The following is a 16,260-nucleotide window of genomic DNA, read 5'->3' on the forward strand; positions in this document are numbered from 1 at the left end:
TGAAGGAGTTGAGACCTATGGCAAAGAAAGACGACGTTATTGAAGTAGAAGCTACAGTATTAGAGACATTACCAAACGCAATGTTTAAAGTAGCATTAGAAAATGGAGTGGAAATTCTTGCTCACGTTTCTGGTAAAATCCGTATGCATTACATTCGCATTTTACCGGGGGATAGAGTTACCGTTGAAATTTCTCCATATGATTTAACACGTGGGCGAATTACATTTAGACATAAATAAAAAATCTTCCAAAAGGAGGTAGACAAGATGAAAGTAAGACCATCTGTAAAACCAATGTGTGATAAATGCAGAGTAATTAGAAGAAAAGGGCGCGTAATGATTATTTGCGAAAACCCAAAACATAAACAAAGACAAGGTTAATTTTTAGGAGGAAGAAATATGGCTCGTATTGCTGGTGTGGATATCCCACGTGATAAACGTGTTGTTATCTCATTAACTTATGTATATGGTATCGGAAAAACAACAGCTCAACAAATCTTAAAAACTACAGGAATTAGTGAAGATGTTAGAGTTAAAGATTTAACTGAAGAAGAAATCGGTAAAATCAGAAAAGAAGTAGAAAAAATTAAAGTTGAAGGTGACTTACGTAGAGAAGTTCAATTAAACATTAAACGTTTAATGGAAATCGGAAGCTACAGAGGTATGCGTCATCGTAAAGGACTTCCTGTACGTGGTCAAAAAACTAAAACAAACGCTAGAACTCGTAAGGGTAAAGCTAAACCAATCGCAGGAAAGAAAAAATAATAGGAGGTTGAAAGGAAATGGCTAAAGTTAAACAAACACGTGGTAAAAGACGTGTAAAGAAAAATATTGCAAAAGGTGTTGCACACATTCATTCAACTTTCAATAATACAATTGTTACTATTACTGATGAACATGGAAATGTGTTAACATGGTCAAGTGCTGGTGCTTTAGGATTTAAAGGATCAAGAAAATCAACACCATATGCAGCTCAAATGGCTTCAGAAGCAGCTGCAAAAGCTTCAATGGAACATGGAGTTAAATCTGTAGAAGTAAATGTTAAAGGTCCAGGACCAGGACGTGAAGCAGCAGTTAGAGCTTTACAAGCTGCTGGATTAGAAGTAACTGCAATTACTGATGTTACTCCAATTCCACATAATGGGTGTCGTCCACCAAAACGTCCTCGTGGATAGTATTGTTGTAGTGTTTGAAAAATTACAAATCATTCCTAGTGAGGAGGGAACATATGCATAAATTTGAAAAAGCAAATTTTAATATTGATCAGTATGATGAAACAGATAATCATGGTACATTTACAATTGAACCATTAGAAAGAGGATTCGGTATTACTTTAGGTAATGCTTTAAGAAGAGTTCTTCTTTCTTCATTACCTGGTTCTGCTGTTTATGCAATTAAAGTTCAAGGAGCTATCCATGAATTTTCAGCAGTAGACGGTATTGTTGAAGATGTTACTGCTATTATCTTAAATCTTAAGAAGTTAGTATTTGATGTTGATGGTGAAGATTCAGCAACAATGATCATTGATGTTAAAGGACCTGCTACAGTAACTGGTGCAGATATTCAATGTCCAAGTAATGTTAAAATGATCTCAAATGATTTAATTATTGCACATGTTGCTGAAGGTGGACACTTGTATATGGAATTATATGCAAGAAAAGATCGTGGATATGCAAGTGCAGATCAAAATAAAAAAGATATTAACACTATTGGTGTAATTCCAACTGATTCAATTTATTCACCAATTGAAAATGTTGCATATCATGTTGAACCAACACGTGTTGGAGAAACAGCTAAGTATGATAAATTAACATTAGATATTGAAACTAATGGAACATTAAAACCTTATGAAGCAATTTCACTTGCTGCTAAAATTTTAGTAGAACATTTAAATATGTTTGTTGAAATGACAGATATGGCTTTAAATATGGAAGTGATGTCTGAAACACAAAGTGATACAACAAATAAAGTTTTAGATATGACAATTGAAGAATTAGATTTATCAGTTCGTTCATATAACTGCTTAAAGAGAGCTGGAATTCAAACTGTTCAAGATTTAGCAGCTAAAACTGAAGATGATATGATTAAGGTAAGAAACTTAGGTAAAAAATCATTAAAAGAAGTAAAAGAAAAATTAGTTGAATTAGGATTAGGGTTTAAACCTATAGATTAATTTAATTAAAATACATGGAAGGAGCGCTAATCTCATGGCTAAAAACAGAAAATTAGGACGTACTTCAGATATTAGAAAATCTATGTTACGTAGCTTAGCTACTGAAGTAATCGTTTATGGAAAAGTTGAAACTACTGAAACAAGAGCAAAAGAAGTTCGTAGTGTAGTTGATGAATTAATTACTTTAGGTAAACGTGGAGATTTACATGCAAGAAGACAAGCTGCTGCAGATATGCACAAGGTTGTTGATGCTAACACTGGTAAAACAGCTGTTCAAATTTTATTTGATGACGTAGCACCTAAATTTAAAGATGTTAACGGTGGATACACTCGCATCTTAAAAACTTATAACCGTAAAGGTGACAATGCTACAATGGCTGTAATCACTTTAACAAAATAATTAATTTTGACCATGATAGAGATATCATGGTTTTTTTTATTGGTTTGTTTGACATTAACTTATGAAAATAATAGAATAAAAAAGTATATGAAAGAAGGTGAAATAATGGATCATATGATAGAAGTTAAAAATTTATCATTTGAGTATGATGAAGGTCTTCATACAATAGATAATATTTCTTTTAATATTGATAAAGGAAATTATGTGGCAATATTAGGACATAATGGTAGTGGTAAAAGTACGATTGCAAAACTTCTTATTGGTTTGTTAGAAAAAAAATCTGGTGATATCATTGTTAATGGTTATGAACTCAATATGGAAAACTTATACAAGGTGCGTGAATCAATAGGTATCGTATTTCAAAATCCTGATAATCAATTTATTGGGGCTACAGTTAGAGATGATATTGCATTTGGGTTAGAAAATATGTGCATTCCTCACGAACAAATGGATGATTTAATTAGTACGTATGCTAAAAAAGTACATATGGAAGATTTTTTAAATCATGAACCCACAAAATTGTCTGGTGGTCAAAAACAACGAGTTGCCATTGCTGGAATTCTTGCTATGTCTCCATCCATTATAATTTTAGATGAAGCTACAAGTATGTTAGATCCTATAGGTAGACGTGAAATCAACACGTTAGTTCGAGAACTAAAAAAAGAAAAAGATATGACTATTATTTCAATTACTCATGATATCGAAGAAGCAAAATATGCAGATCAAATAATTTTACTAAATAAAGGAAAAATTGTAAAAACGGATAGGGCAAAAGATATATTGAGTGATATTGACCTTTTATCACAATTGAAATTAGATATTCCTTTTGCTTTAAAAATAACAAATGGTTTAAAAGAAAAAGGAATTAGTATAAAAAATACATTAGATAATAAAGATTTGGAGCAACAACTATGTCAATTACGTTCGAAAATGTAAGTCATGTTTATGGTGTGGATACACCATTTGAATTCCATGCACTTAAAAATGTACAATTAAATATTAAAAACCATAGTTTTACTGCTATTATTGGGCAAACAGGAAGTGGGAAATCTACTTTGATTCAGCATATTAATGCACTATTACTCCCTACTCAGGGTTCAATAAAAATCGATGATTATCTTATTTCAGTAACCAATAAACCTGAAAAACTAAAACAATTAAGACAAAAAGCAGGTTTGGTATTTCAATTTCCAGAATATCAATTATTTGAAGAAACAATAGAAAAGGATATCATGTTTGGTCCTTTAAACTTTGGTAAAACTGAACAGGAAGCAAAAGAGATTGCTAGAAGTATGATTAAGATTGTAGGATTAGATGAATCCTATTTAGATAAATCACCGTTTGATTTATCTGGTGGTCAAAAAAGAAGAGTGGCGATTGCGGGAATTCTCGCTATGAATCCTGATATTCTTATTTTGGATGAGCCAACAGCAGGTCTTGATCCTCAAGGAACAAAAGATATGATGAATTTATTCAAATCTATTCATGAATCAGGGAAAACCATTATCATCGTAACTCATGATATGAATCACGTATTAGAATACTGTGATGATGTTATTGTTATGAATCATGGAGAAGTAGAAAGACATGATACTGTAACTCAAATATTCCAAGATAGTGAATACTTAAATCAATTAGGTATTGATTTACCAATGATGACACGATTTATTTTAGATTTAAATGAACAAGGATATCATATTGATCCATCAATTAATTGTATTGAGGATTTAATAGAGGCGATTGGTGGTGAAATCAATGGATAATATGACTTTTGGTAAGTATATTCCTATGAATTCAATTATTCACCGTTTGGATCCAAGATTAAAAATTGTAACATTGTTTATTTTCTTAATTTCTGTATTTTTTGATGCAGGATTTATAGGATATGGAATATTGGGAATCTATGTTTTAATGTGTGCTTTACTTTCAAAAATAAAGTTATCACATATCTTAAAAGCAATAAAACCGATGCTGTTTATGATGTTGTTTTTAATGTTCTTTAATATTTTTTTATTGAAGACAGGTGATTTATTGTTAGTATTAGGACCGGTAAAAATCTATTCTGGAGCGATTTTGCAATCAGCTTATATTTTTATACGTTTAGTATTAATCATAACTCTTACAACAATTATGACATCGTCTACTAAACCATTAGAATTAACACTAGCGATAGAATCACTGTTATCACCATTAAAGAAAGTTCATTTTCCAGTACATGAACTTGCCATGATGATTTCAATTGCGTTACGTTTTATTCCTGATTTACTTGATGAAGCAAAAAGAATTATGAAAGCTCAAGCAAGCAGGGGTGTTGATTTCAATGAAGGAACTTTTACTGAAAAAATCAAATCAATCATCTCATTGATTATTCCGCTATTTATTTCTGCGTTTCAAAGAGCAGAAGATTTGGCTAACGCTATGGAAAGTAGAAATTACAATCCAGAAGCAAGACGTACCCGTTATCAAATTCTAACTTGGAATTTATCTGACACAGTTGCCCTTGCTGTAACTTTACTAGTATGTTTTGTTGTGATTGTAATGAGTTTTTTAATATAATGAATAGAATAAAATGTGTAGTGCAATATGATGGTACTAAATTTCATGGATTTCAAGTTCAAGATAAATTTAGAACTGTTCAAGGGGAAATTCAAAAAGCAATTGGGAACATATGTAAAGACGAAAATATTGTGATTCATGCAAGTGGAAGAACAGATGCGAAGGTACATGGTAGACATCAAGTTTTCCATTTTGATAGCAAAAGAGAAATGCCGGCTGCCCAATGGAAAAGAGCTATTAATCATTTCTTGCCAAATGATATCTATATTTTAGACGCATGTTTTGTTGATGAAACATTTCACAGCCGCTATAGCGCAACAAAAAAAGAATATCATTATTTATTAAGTATGAATGAGTATAGTCCATTTGAAACTAACTATATTTATCAATATGGTATGCCATTAGATATAGAGTTAATGAAAGATGCAGCTACAATCTTTTTAGGAGAACATGATTTTGCATCATTTTGTAGTTATGATCAATATGGAAATACAATTAGAACACTCTATAAATTAGAAATTACTGTTAGTAACGGAATTGTAAGATTTGTTTTAGTGGGAAATGGTTTTAGACGCTACATGGTAAGACATATCGTTGGTGGTCTTATTCAGGTAGGTGCTAAACGAATCAAAAAAGAAAGACTACAAGAACTACTTGATAGCAGAGGACAAGATAAATGTCTATTCAAAGCTAAACCCCAAGGATTATATTTACATGAGGTATACTATGAAGAAGACTAATTATCATTGTCATACATATCGTTGTGGTCATGCTACTGGTAACGAAGAAGATATGGTTGTAGAGGCGATAAGTCATCATTACGAAGAATTGGGCTTTTCGGATCACATACCATTACCGCATTTAAGAAGACAATTGATTAAAGCATTACCCTATGCTTTAAAAGATTGTCATTCTTTTTTGTCTTGTATTCAAACAATGATAAAAAATGGACCCTCAATGAGAATGCCTTACAAAATGAAAGAAGAACATCAACTACAAATAAAACAATTAAAAATCAAATATCCAGAAATCAAAATATATCAAGGATATGAAGCAGAATACTTTTTAGATTATTTACCTTATTACCAACAATTGTTAGATAATGAAGAGGTTGATTATCTTATTTTAGGGCATCACTTTCATCGATATGCTATTCATAATTGTTATTATGGAAGGGTATATTTGTCGGATGATATGTTATTAAATTATAAAAAAGAAGTTATACAAGCCATTGAATCTAATTTATTTTCATATATTGCTCACCCTGATTTATTTATGATGGGCAGAATTTATTTTGATGATTTATGTAAAGAAGTGAGTTATGAAATATGCATGAAGGCAAAACAATACAATATGCCATTAGAAATTAATGGTGGTGGTATGCGAAAAGGAAGAAGACAAGTAGGAGATGAAATGCTTTATCCATATCCAAATGATCATTTCTTTAAAATAGCATCTCAAGTAGGCAATAAAGTCATATTAGGAATAGATGCTCATTGCCCTCAAGATATAAACAATGAAATCTACGATCAAATGTTACGTTATGCAAAGAGGTTTAATTTAGAAATTATAGATCATCTAGAATTTAAAAAAGGTAATCGGAAATAGAACGATGTATCATTTATTCAAATGATACATTTTTTTTGTTATAATACGAATAGGTGGTTATATGAAAGAAAAGAAACTAACAATGAAAGATATTGCCCAAATGGCTGGAGTAGGGAAAACAACTGTATCACGCTATTTTAACGGGGGATATGTCAAAGATGAAACAAGAGAAAAGATAAAAAAAATAATTGATAAATATCATTATCAGCCTAATACTTTTGCTCAAAGTTTAAAGGCAAAAGAAACAAAAATAATTGGTATCATAGCACCAACACTTACATCAACAACATCATCAAGAATGATGTCAAGTTTAGATTTATATTTAAAAAAAGAAGGTTATACACCACTGATTATTAATACCAATCATAATCAATTAGAAGAACTAAGAGCAATAGAAAAAATGTGGCGTATGAATGTAGATGGGATTGTTTTAGTTGCGACAGAACTAACAATGGCCCATCGTACATTGGCTAAAAAAATAGATGTTCCATTTGTTGTGTTAGGGCAAAAAATGGATGATGGTATTTCTATCATCAACGATGATTATGAGGCGGGATATGAAGTTGGAATTTATGCAGCAAAAATGAACCATCATCATATTGTTTATCTAGGCGTAAATGGAAAAGATGAGGCTGTTGGATATACAAGAAAAAAAGGTGTCTTAGATGGCTTAAAAGAAAAAGGAATTGAGCAAGTAAAAACAGTCGAAACTGATTTTACTTTTGAAAATACACGAAAGGTAGTTAGAGGTTTAATAAAAAGAGAATTACCATCACTTATCATTTGTGCAACTGATAATATTGCTTTAGCAACTTTTAAAGAACTTAAAGAAGCAAATATTAAAGTACCTGAAACAGTTTCTCTAATTGGTTTTGGAGGTTACGAAATATCTCAAATGATTACCCCAACCTTGTGTACAATTCGTTTTGATAATGAACAAGCTGGAATGATAACAGGTCAAACACTAATAAAACTCATAAAAAACGAAAATGTAGAAGCTACGCAAAAAATCCATTATCAATTTATAAAGGGTGCAAGTGTTTTTTTACAACAGTAATATGACGAAAAGTCATATTTTTTTAATTTATATGGGAACGATTTCATATTTTTATTGACATCGCTTTCAAAATGAGATATATTATCACCGTAAGGAACCGGTACCATAAAAAGGAGGACGATATGAATTATAATCAATTAGCAAAAGAAATTATAGAAGCAGTTGGTGGTCAAGACAATATTATAAGTGCTATGCATTGTGCAACAAGACTTAGACTGGCTTTAAAAGATGAAAGTTTAGTTGATGAAGAAAAGGTTACTGATGTTGAAGGTGTTAAAGGAACTTTTCAAGCGAAAGGACAATATCAAATTATTTTAGGACCTGGTTTAGTTAATTTAGTTTGTCAAGAAGTGTGTTCAATTCTTGGTTTAAAAAATGAAGAACAAAAAGTAGAAGAAAAACAAGAAGGAAATTTATTACAAAGAGCAGTTAAATTGTTATCGGATATTTTTGTTCCGATTATCCCTGCTATTGTTGCAGGTGGTCTATTGATGGGATTAAATAATATTTTGACTGCACAAGGGTTAGTTGGTGCGGGGAAAAGTATAATTGATGTTTATCCTCAATTTAAAGATTTAGCAACAATGATTAATTTGTTCGCTAATGCAGCATTTACATTTTTACCTGTACTTATAGGTTTTAGTGCAACTAAAAAATTTGGCGGGAATCCTTATTTAGGTGCTGCTATGGGAATGATCATGGTACATCCTGATTTATTGAATGCATATAGTTATGGAAAAACAGGAGTAGATGTACCAACATGGAAAATACTTGGATTAACGATTGAAGCGGTAGGTTATCAAGGAACTGTTCTTCCAGTATTAGGTGTCTCTTGGATTTTAGCTAATATTGAAAAAAGACTTCATAAAGTAACACCTACTTGGTTAGATAACTTAACAACTCCAATGTTATCTATTTTAGTTACTGGATTTATTACTTTTATTTTTGTAGGTCCTGTATTAAGACAGGCAGGTATTTATTTAGCAGATAGTATTTCTTGGATGTATAACACACTTGGGTTTATTGGGGGAGGATTGTTTGGTTTCTTCTATGCCCCAATTGTACTTACGGGTATGCATCATAGCTTTATTGCAGTAGAAACACAATTATTAGCGTCTATTCAAACAACAGGGGGATCATTCATTTTCCCAACAGCATCAATGTCCAATGTAGCTCAAGGTGCAGCAGTTCTTGCAGTATTATTTCTAACAAAAGATAAAAAATTAAAAAGTATTTGTTCAGCTTCAGGAGTATCAGCGTTATTAGGTATTACTGAACCAGCTATGTTTGGGGTAACATTAAAACTTAAATATCCTTTTATTGGAGCAATGTGTGGTAGTGGTGTAGGAAGTGCTTATTTAGCTGGAACTCATGTTTTATCAAATGCCTTAGGTGCAGCAGGAATTCCCGGATTTTTATCAATTCCAGTAGGAAGTTACTTAAATTTTGCGATAGGAATGATTTTAGCGTTCGTAGTTGCATTTGTTGTAACAGCGATCTTGTTTAAACGTCAACAAATTACGACTCAAGATCAACATCAAACAAATAAAATGCTTTCACCTATGAAAGGAATTGTGAAGAATATTACAGAAATTTCTGATCCAACATTTGCTGGAAAAATGATGGGAGATGGAATTATGATTTTACCAGAAGAAGGGACAATCTATGCACCTTTTGATGGTGAAGTGATGATGGTCTTTCCTACAAAACATGCACTAGGTTTAAAATCTAAAGATGGTGTAGAAATCTTAATTCATTGTGGTTTAGATACAGTATCACTACAAGGTAAACCATTTGAATTATATGTACAACAAGGACAACACATCAAAGCTGGGGAAAAATTATTAAAAGCCGATTTAAATCAAATAAAAGAATCTGGATGTTCTATTGAAACTGCAGTTGTTATTACAAATGGAAAAGAATTTAATCTAATTCATGATGGAAAAACTCAAAATGGAACATGTATTATAGAAATGAAAGGGTAGTTATGAATAATATAGATCGATTATTACAAGCAATAAAACAACCAACAACAGATGATCCATATCGCCTTCATTATCATCTTATGCCACCAATAGGCTGGCTAAATGATCCTAATGGATTGTGTCAGCATGATGGAACATATCACATTTACTATCAATGGGCACCAGCCGATGTAAACAATGGTTTAAAAGGGTGGGGGCATTATGCAACAAAAAATTTTATTCATTATCAAGATTTAAAAATGCCTTTATTACCTGATCATCCTCGTGATCAAGGTGGTGCTTATTCAGGAAGTGCTATTATTAAAGATAATAAGATTCATTATTTCTATACTGGTAACGTTAAAAAGCCAGGTGATTATGACTATATATTAAAAGGCAGAGAACATAATTTTATGCATGTAGAAAGTTGTGATGGTCATATTCTAACAAATAAAGAATGTCTCATGACAAATGAAGATTATCCTGATGATTTAACACTTCACGTACGTGATCCAAAAATATATCATCGAGATCATGATTATTTAGTTATGGGCGCAAGAGATAAACAGGATGTAGGGCAAGTTCTTGTTTATCAAAGTGATGATTTAAAGAAATTTGATTATTGTTGTCGCTTAAAAACCGAAAAGCCATTTGGCTATATGTGGGAATGTCCTGATTTATTTGAACTTAATGGGCAAATGATTTTGCTTTGTTCTCCACAAGGAATTAAGCAAGATGGTTATTTATATGAAAATATATATCAAAATGGCTATTTCAAAGTTAATTATGATTTTGTTAATGATTCTATTGTTAAAGATTTTGAAGAAATTGATAATGGGTTTGATATTTATGCTGCACAAACATTTTTAGATGAACAAGGAAGAAGAATTCTGATTGGGTGGATGGGATTACCTGATGTTGATTATACAAATCCAACAGTACAAAATAATTGGCAACATGCTTTGACGATGCCTCGAATTCTCGATTATCATGATGGTCATTTATATCAAAAACCTTTACCTGAATTTAAACAATTAAGAATGTCACAAGAGTCATATAAAAAACCTCACCTCCAATTAAAAAACAATGTTTTTGAATTACAAATAAAAAATATATCTGACACATTATATTTAAAACTAAGAAATGATTTTATCATAGAATATCATAACGGACTTATGACACTTACAATGAATGAATCAGGTTATGGAAGAGATATAAGACATCTGGAATTAGAACATTTAGACTCACTCATTATTTATAGTGATACTTCATCTATAGAAATGTTTATTAATGATGGCTATCGTACATTTACAACACGTATTTATAGTGAAAATACCGATATAGAATGTTCAAATGAAATTAATATTTACTACTTAGATTCTTTCAAAATAGAATCAGAATAAAAGAAAGCTCAAATATTGACTTTCTTTTTTGTTTTATTCAATATATAAAAATGGTAAAATAAACCATGAGGAGGTGGTCATATGGCAAGAGAATGTATAGAAAAATATTTAGCCGAACATACCAGTAAATATATTGGAAAATATCGTTGTCACAGTTCAGTACAAACTAAGAAATTTGAACATAAGTTTCGATATTATATTTTAGATAGTCAATTTAGAGATATTAATGTTTTTCTTACAATAGATTATTCAGGGGAAGAAATTATTCCTACTTTTTCAGTAGAACTTCATGAACAGGAACAAGAATATATTATCAAGGACGCATTAAATAAAATTATTTATGATAGTCATTATAAAACAATATTGCATTGTCATATTATTGCTCATTTTATTGAAACACATCAAAAAGAGACCTTATTGGAGCCATTAGATTACCGTAATATATTGGATTATTTAGAATATCATAATGGTACTAATCAAGAAACTGTAGATCAGTTTTATAGTTTCCTTATGCCTTATTTAAATCGCTTAATCTACAATAAAAACTATAAGAAATTTATGGATTCTATTACTTTATTGTTAGATAAGATTTTATATGAATATGAATGGGATGGCACAACAGCTAAATATCTAGATACTCAATATCAATACCATTTATATTATTTTAGAGAAATTATACGAATTGTTTATGCTAATTTAGATAAGTTTTATAAAGAAACCAAAGAACAATTATTAGAAGCAATCTGGAGATTGTGTAAACTACAAAGATTTGCTTTTGCAATCATGACTGATTTTGGATCATTAGTATTATCCCATTATCATATTACATTAGATATCTTTCATTATATTAATAAAAGAGCTAAAGATGAACACTATCAAAGTATTGTATTACCTTATATGGAAGCCATATTTAATAGTGATGATGAAGCATTTAAGGATGCTTGTAAAGATGTTATTCGTTTTGTCATGAATGATATGCTTACTTTTGCTAATCATGACTTACAAATAGCGATAGGTAATTCTATTGTTTTAGATGTAGGATATCAATTACTTATAGATTTATTTTCGCAAGATTATAATACTTTTGTATTTGTATGTTTCCCTATATCAACATTTCCTGAAGAATACCGTTGTACTATTAAAAAAGAATTGGAAAAAGCAATTCGCTTTTATGCAGCAAGAATGGAACATGATGAATATCGTTTAACATCGTTTGAACAAGTTGCCAATATTAATCGATTATTAATGGAAAATTACAGGGAGGATTATCGTAGTGAATAATAGAAAAAAAACATATCAAACTTTAGCTAGTGTAGCAGCAGTTGGGGGAAGCCTTTATGCAATGAATGCAGCAGCTACCAAACTAACAAAATCTTTACTTTATCGTCATCATAAAGAAGATGATCGACCTAGTTTGTTAGAAAGCCGTTATCAATGTGAAAATATATTAATTAATAACAATGAAGGGGTAAAGTTAAGAGGATTATTTATCAATCAAGATAATGCTCAACAAACTTTAGTTATTTTACATCCTTATGCTTTAGAAGCAAAAGATATGTCTTTATATGTTCCTTTTTTAAAGGAATATATTAAAGATAGTCATATCTTATTAGTTGATGCTTGTGCTCATGGACAAAGTGATGGATATATTAGAGGATTAGGTATTAAAGATGTAAATGATCTTGTTTGTTGGAATCAATATTTATTAGGACGTTTTGGAAAAGAACATCAACTTGTATTATTTGGAAAAGAGTGTGGTGCTAATACGATTTTAAATGCTGCTGGGAAACACGTTTTGAAGAATGTTAAAGCAATCATATCAGATGGTGCCTATACTTCACCACAACAAATATTAGGTTATCGTTTAGTTCAAGATTACAAAATCCCTAAAATGCCAATGCTTCTTTTATTACAAAGAAAGATTAAAAGAGCAGTACACATTAATATTAAAGAAGATACAACAAATTATGTTAAACATAATGATATTCCAACATTATATATTCATTTAAAAAATGATGATTTTGTTCCTTTAAAAATGGGTTACCCTTTATATAACGCTAATAGAGGAAAGAAAGAATTATTTGTATTAAAGGATGAAAAATACTTATATGAATTAGATTCAAAAAGTGAAATGATTAAAGACTTTAAACAATTTATAGATCAATATGTTAATTGTTAGTCGATTATTGCCGAGGAAATAATAAAGGAGGAGAAAAATGTACTTTAAAGAAACAAAAGGTTTTCCCAAAGATTTTCTTTGGGGAAGTGCTTCCGCTGCTTATCAAGTAGAAGGAGCATGGAACGAAGATGGAAAGGGTGTAAGCAATTGGGATAAATTTGTTCGTATTCCAGGAAAAACATTCAAAGCAACAACAGGTGACAAAGCAGTAGATCACTATCATCGTTATCAAGAAGATGTTAAATTAATGGCAGAGATGGGATTAAAAACTTATCGTTTTTCAATTGCATGGTCAAGAATTTATCCAAATGGAAATGGCGAAGTTAACGAAGCAGGATTACAGTTTTATGATAATTTAATTAATGAACTTATTAAATATCATATTACGCCAATGGTAACAGTATATCACTGGGATATGCCACAATCGCTCGAAGATCAATATCATGGCTGGGAAAATAGACAAATTGTTGATGATTATGTTCATTATGCAACAACATTATTTAAACGTTATGGTGACCGTGTAAAATATTGGATTACAATGAATGAACAAAATATCTTTACAAGTTTTGGGTGGTTAGAAGGAATGCATCCACCAGGAAAAGTAGATGATTTCAAAACTTTCTATCAAGTTAATCATCACGCTAATATGGCGCACGCTAAAAGTGTCATTGCATTAAAAGAATTATGGCCTGATGCTAAGGTAGGAGCCTCATTTGCTTATAGTCCAAGTTACGCTTATGATCGTAAACCTGAAAATGCAATGGCTAAAGCAGACTATGACGATTTACAAAATTATTATTGGATGGATGTTTATGCTTATGGACGTTATCCACGAGCTGCCATTCAATATCTACAATCTTTAGGTTGTGCTCCACAATTTGAAGAAGGTGATGAAGCTTTAATGAAAAAAGCAGCATCATTGATTGATTTTATGGGAGTTAATTATTATCAAACATGTGTTGTAGAATATAATCCATTAGATGGTGTTAAAACAACTCATGAAATGAATACAACAGGTAAAAAAGGAACAGCAAAGGTTCAAGGAGTTCCTGGTTTATACAAAAAACCACAAAATGAATTTTTACCAACAACAGATTGGGATTGGACAATTGATCCTATGGGACTTAGAATGTGTTGTCGAGAAATTACATCTCGCTATGATTTACCAATCGTTATTTCGGAAAATGGTTTAGGTGCTTTTGATAAAGTAGAAGATGGTCATATTCATGATCCATATCGCATTGACTATTTAAAAAGACATATAGAAGAATTAAAGAAAGCCTGTGATGATGGATGTCGTGTATTAGCTTATTGTACGTGGTCATACACTGATTTATTAAGTTGGCTAAATGGTTATCAAAAACGTTATGGTTTTGTTTATGTTGATCGTGAAGAAGATGAAAATAGTGGAACATTAAATCGTATTCCAAAAGACTCTTATTATTGGTATAAAAAAGTGATTGAAACAAATGGAGAAGAATTATAGGAAACATATGTTTCCTTTTTCTTTAAGGGGGGGTAAATATGAAATATAGTTTTTTAAATGATTATAGTGAAGGTGGACATCCTCAAGTATTGGCTGCATTAAATCAAACAAATCTAGTTCAATCAGTAGGCTATGGACAAGATGAATATTGTCTGCAAGCTAAAGAAATTTTAAAAGAAAAAATGCAAAACAAAAATGTCGATATTCATTTTTTAGTTGGTGGCACCCAAACAAATATGATTATGATTGCGTCTGCTTTAAAAGACTATCAAGCAGTGATTGCTGTGGATAGTGGTCATATTCAAGTTCATGAAACAGGTGCAGTAGAAAGCACAGGTCATAAAATTCTGACATGTCCTCATCAAGATGGTAAGATAAATGTATCGATGATTGATGAAATTTATAGACAACATACAGATGAACATATGGTACAGCCTAAGATGGTATATATATCACAAACAACAGAATATGGTACTTATTATACATTAGAAGAACTAAAAACAATCTATGCATATTGTAAGGAACATCAGTTATACTTATTTGTAGATGGTGCAAGATTAGGAAGTGCTCTTGTTTTAGAAAATGCACCTACTTTAAGAGATTTAGCACAATACAGCGATGCCTTCTATATTGGTGGAACAAAGATGGGGGCTTTATTTGGTGAATGCTTAGTATTGATCAATGATGATTTAAAACCAGATTTTCGTTATCACATTAAACAAAAAGGAGCGATGCTAGCAAAAGGAAGATTGCTAGGATTACAATTTTTGGCACTATTTAAAGAAGATTTATATTATAAAATTGGTTTACATGAAAATAAATGTGCCCATATTATAAAAGAGGGATTAATCACAAATCACATTCCAATGTATATTGATTCACCATCCAATCAACTATTTCCTATCTTCGAAAAAAACATTTATCAACGATTATCACAAGATTATGCAATGACGGAAATGTTTAATGTAGATGAAGATCATATATGCGTAAGATTGGTGACGTCATGGGCTACACCGGAAGAAATATGTCATGAATTTATAAATGATTTAGCGCAATTATAATCTTTGATTATGTTGTAATATACCCATGAAAGTAGTAAAATAAAAACAGGTATTAAAACCTATATTATTGAGAAATGGAGATTATAATAATGAATAAAACAGAATTAGTAGAAGCGATTGCTTCAAGTACAGAAATGACAAAAACTGACGTAGATAAAGTTATTTCTTCATTTGTAGAAGTTGTAACAGATGCTTTAACTAAAGGTGATAAAGTTTCATTAAAAGGATTTGGAAATTTTGAAGTTCGTACTCGTGGAGAAAGAACAGGAAGAAATCCTAGAACTGGTGAAATGATGACAATTGCAGCAAGCAAAGCACCAGCATTTAAAGCTAGTTCAGCATTAAAAAAAGCTGTAAATGAAAAATAAAAAATA

19 protein-coding genes are annotated in these 16,260 nt (G+C 30.9%); all 19 read left to right on the forward strand.

The window, feature by feature from the left end:
• Nucleotides 1-17 precede the first annotated feature (17 nt).
• A complete protein-coding gene (gene infA, locus DWZ53_RS05500; RefSeq protein ID WP_022001368.1) occupies nt 18-239 on the forward strand; it encodes a translation initiation factor IF-1 in 222 nt (73 codons plus the stop codon).
• A gap of 27 nt (nt 240-266) precedes the next feature.
• The gene (gene rpmJ, locus DWZ53_RS05505; RefSeq protein ID WP_118432697.1) at nt 267-380 is read left to right on the forward strand and encodes a 50S ribosomal protein L36; all 114 of its coding nucleotides are present in this window, start codon (nt 267-269) and stop codon (nt 378-380) included.
• An 18-nt stretch (nt 381-398) separates the two neighbouring features.
• Nucleotides 399-764 (forward strand): 30S ribosomal protein S13, encoded by a 366-nt coding sequence (gene rpsM, locus DWZ53_RS05510; RefSeq protein ID WP_118432698.1) that lies wholly within the window; start codon nt 399-401, stop codon nt 762-764.
• A gap of 17 nt (nt 765-781) precedes the next feature.
• Nucleotides 782-1,174 carry a 30S ribosomal protein S11 gene (gene rpsK, locus DWZ53_RS05515; RefSeq protein WP_118432699.1) on the forward strand — a complete coding sequence of 131 codons (393 nt, stop codon included), beginning with the start codon at nt 782-784 and terminating at the stop codon, nt 1,172-1,174.
• A gap of 53 nt (nt 1,175-1,227) precedes the next feature.
• Nucleotides 1,228-2,172: a DNA-directed RNA polymerase subunit alpha gene (locus DWZ53_RS05520; RefSeq protein WP_118432700.1), complete on the forward strand. Its 945-nt coding sequence runs from the start codon at nt 1,228-1,230 to the stop codon at nt 2,170-2,172.
• 34 nt (nt 2,173-2,206) lie between these two features.
• Nucleotides 2,207-2,572, forward strand: coding sequence for a 50S ribosomal protein L17 (rplQ, locus tag DWZ53_RS05525; protein ID WP_118432701.1), 366 nt, complete (start codon nt 2,207-2,209; stop codon nt 2,570-2,572).
• A gap of 105 nt (nt 2,573-2,677) precedes the next feature.
• A complete protein-coding gene (locus DWZ53_RS05530) occupies nt 2,678-3,508 on the forward strand; it encodes an energy-coupling factor transporter ATPase (RefSeq protein WP_118432702.1) in 831 nt (276 codons plus the stop codon).
• Nucleotides 3,484-4,335: an energy-coupling factor transporter ATPase gene (locus DWZ53_RS05535; protein ID WP_118432703.1), complete on the forward strand. Its 852-nt coding sequence runs from the start codon at nt 3,484-3,486 to the stop codon at nt 4,333-4,335. Before DWZ53_RS05530 ends, DWZ53_RS05535 begins: the two co-directional genes overlap by 25 nt.
• On the forward strand, nt 4,328-5,128 hold the full coding sequence (locus DWZ53_RS05540) for an energy-coupling factor transporter transmembrane protein EcfT (protein WP_118432704.1): 801 nt from the start codon (nt 4,328-4,330) through the stop codon (nt 5,126-5,128). Before DWZ53_RS05535 ends, DWZ53_RS05540 begins: the two co-directional genes overlap by 8 nt.
• Nucleotides 5,128-5,868 carry a tRNA pseudouridine(38-40) synthase TruA gene (truA, locus tag DWZ53_RS05545; protein ID WP_118432705.1) on the forward strand — a complete coding sequence of 247 codons (741 nt, stop codon included), beginning with the start codon at nt 5,128-5,130 and terminating at the stop codon, nt 5,866-5,868. Before DWZ53_RS05540 ends, truA begins: the two co-directional genes overlap by 1 nt.
• On the forward strand, nt 5,855-6,736 hold the full coding sequence (locus tag DWZ53_RS05550; RefSeq protein ID WP_118432706.1) for a histidinol-phosphatase: 882 nt from the start codon (nt 5,855-5,857) through the stop codon (nt 6,734-6,736). The genes truA and DWZ53_RS05550 overlap by 14 nt, the downstream gene beginning before the upstream one ends.
• Nucleotides 6,737-6,797: 61 nt before the next feature.
• Entirely contained in the window at nt 6,798-7,793 is a 996-nt protein-coding gene (locus tag DWZ53_RS05555; RefSeq protein WP_118432707.1) for a LacI family DNA-binding transcriptional regulator, read from the forward strand.
• 122 nt (nt 7,794-7,915) lie between these two features.
• Nucleotides 7,916-9,778, forward strand: coding sequence for a sucrose-specific PTS transporter subunit IIBC (locus DWZ53_RS05560; RefSeq protein WP_118432708.1), 1,863 nt, complete (start codon nt 7,916-7,918; stop codon nt 9,776-9,778).
• Between the two features lie 2 nt (nt 9,779-9,780).
• On the forward strand, nt 9,781-11,160 hold the full coding sequence (locus DWZ53_RS05565; RefSeq protein WP_118432709.1) for a glycoside hydrolase family 32 protein: 1,380 nt from the start codon (nt 9,781-9,783) through the stop codon (nt 11,158-11,160).
• Between the two features lie 81 nt (nt 11,161-11,241).
• Complete coding sequence (locus DWZ53_RS05570; RefSeq protein WP_118432710.1) at nt 11,242-12,441, forward strand: hypothetical protein; 1,200 nt, start codon at nt 11,242-11,244, stop codon at nt 12,439-12,441.
• On the forward strand, nt 12,434-13,339 hold the full coding sequence (locus DWZ53_RS05575; protein WP_199589108.1) for an alpha/beta hydrolase: 906 nt from the start codon (nt 12,434-12,436) through the stop codon (nt 13,337-13,339). Before DWZ53_RS05570 ends, DWZ53_RS05575 begins: the two co-directional genes overlap by 8 nt.
• Nucleotides 13,340-13,376: 37 nt before the next feature.
• On the forward strand, nt 13,377-14,825 hold the full coding sequence (locus tag DWZ53_RS05580; protein WP_118432711.1) for a glycoside hydrolase family 1 protein: 1,449 nt from the start codon (nt 13,377-13,379) through the stop codon (nt 14,823-14,825).
• A 38-nt stretch (nt 14,826-14,863) separates the two neighbouring features.
• Nucleotides 14,864-15,886 (forward strand): low specificity L-threonine aldolase, encoded by a 1,023-nt coding sequence (locus DWZ53_RS05585; RefSeq protein ID WP_118432712.1) that lies wholly within the window; start codon nt 14,864-14,866, stop codon nt 15,884-15,886.
• A gap of 89 nt (nt 15,887-15,975) precedes the next feature.
• A complete protein-coding gene (locus tag DWZ53_RS05590; RefSeq protein WP_118432713.1) occupies nt 15,976-16,254 on the forward strand; it encodes an HU family DNA-binding protein in 279 nt (92 codons plus the stop codon).
• Nucleotides 16,255-16,260 lie beyond the last annotated feature (6 nt).

The sequence above is a fragment of the Coprobacillus sp. AF33-1AC genome (genome assembly GCF_003475785.1).
GTDB lineage: Bacteria > Bacillota_I > Bacilli_A > Erysipelotrichales > Coprobacillaceae > Faecalibacillus.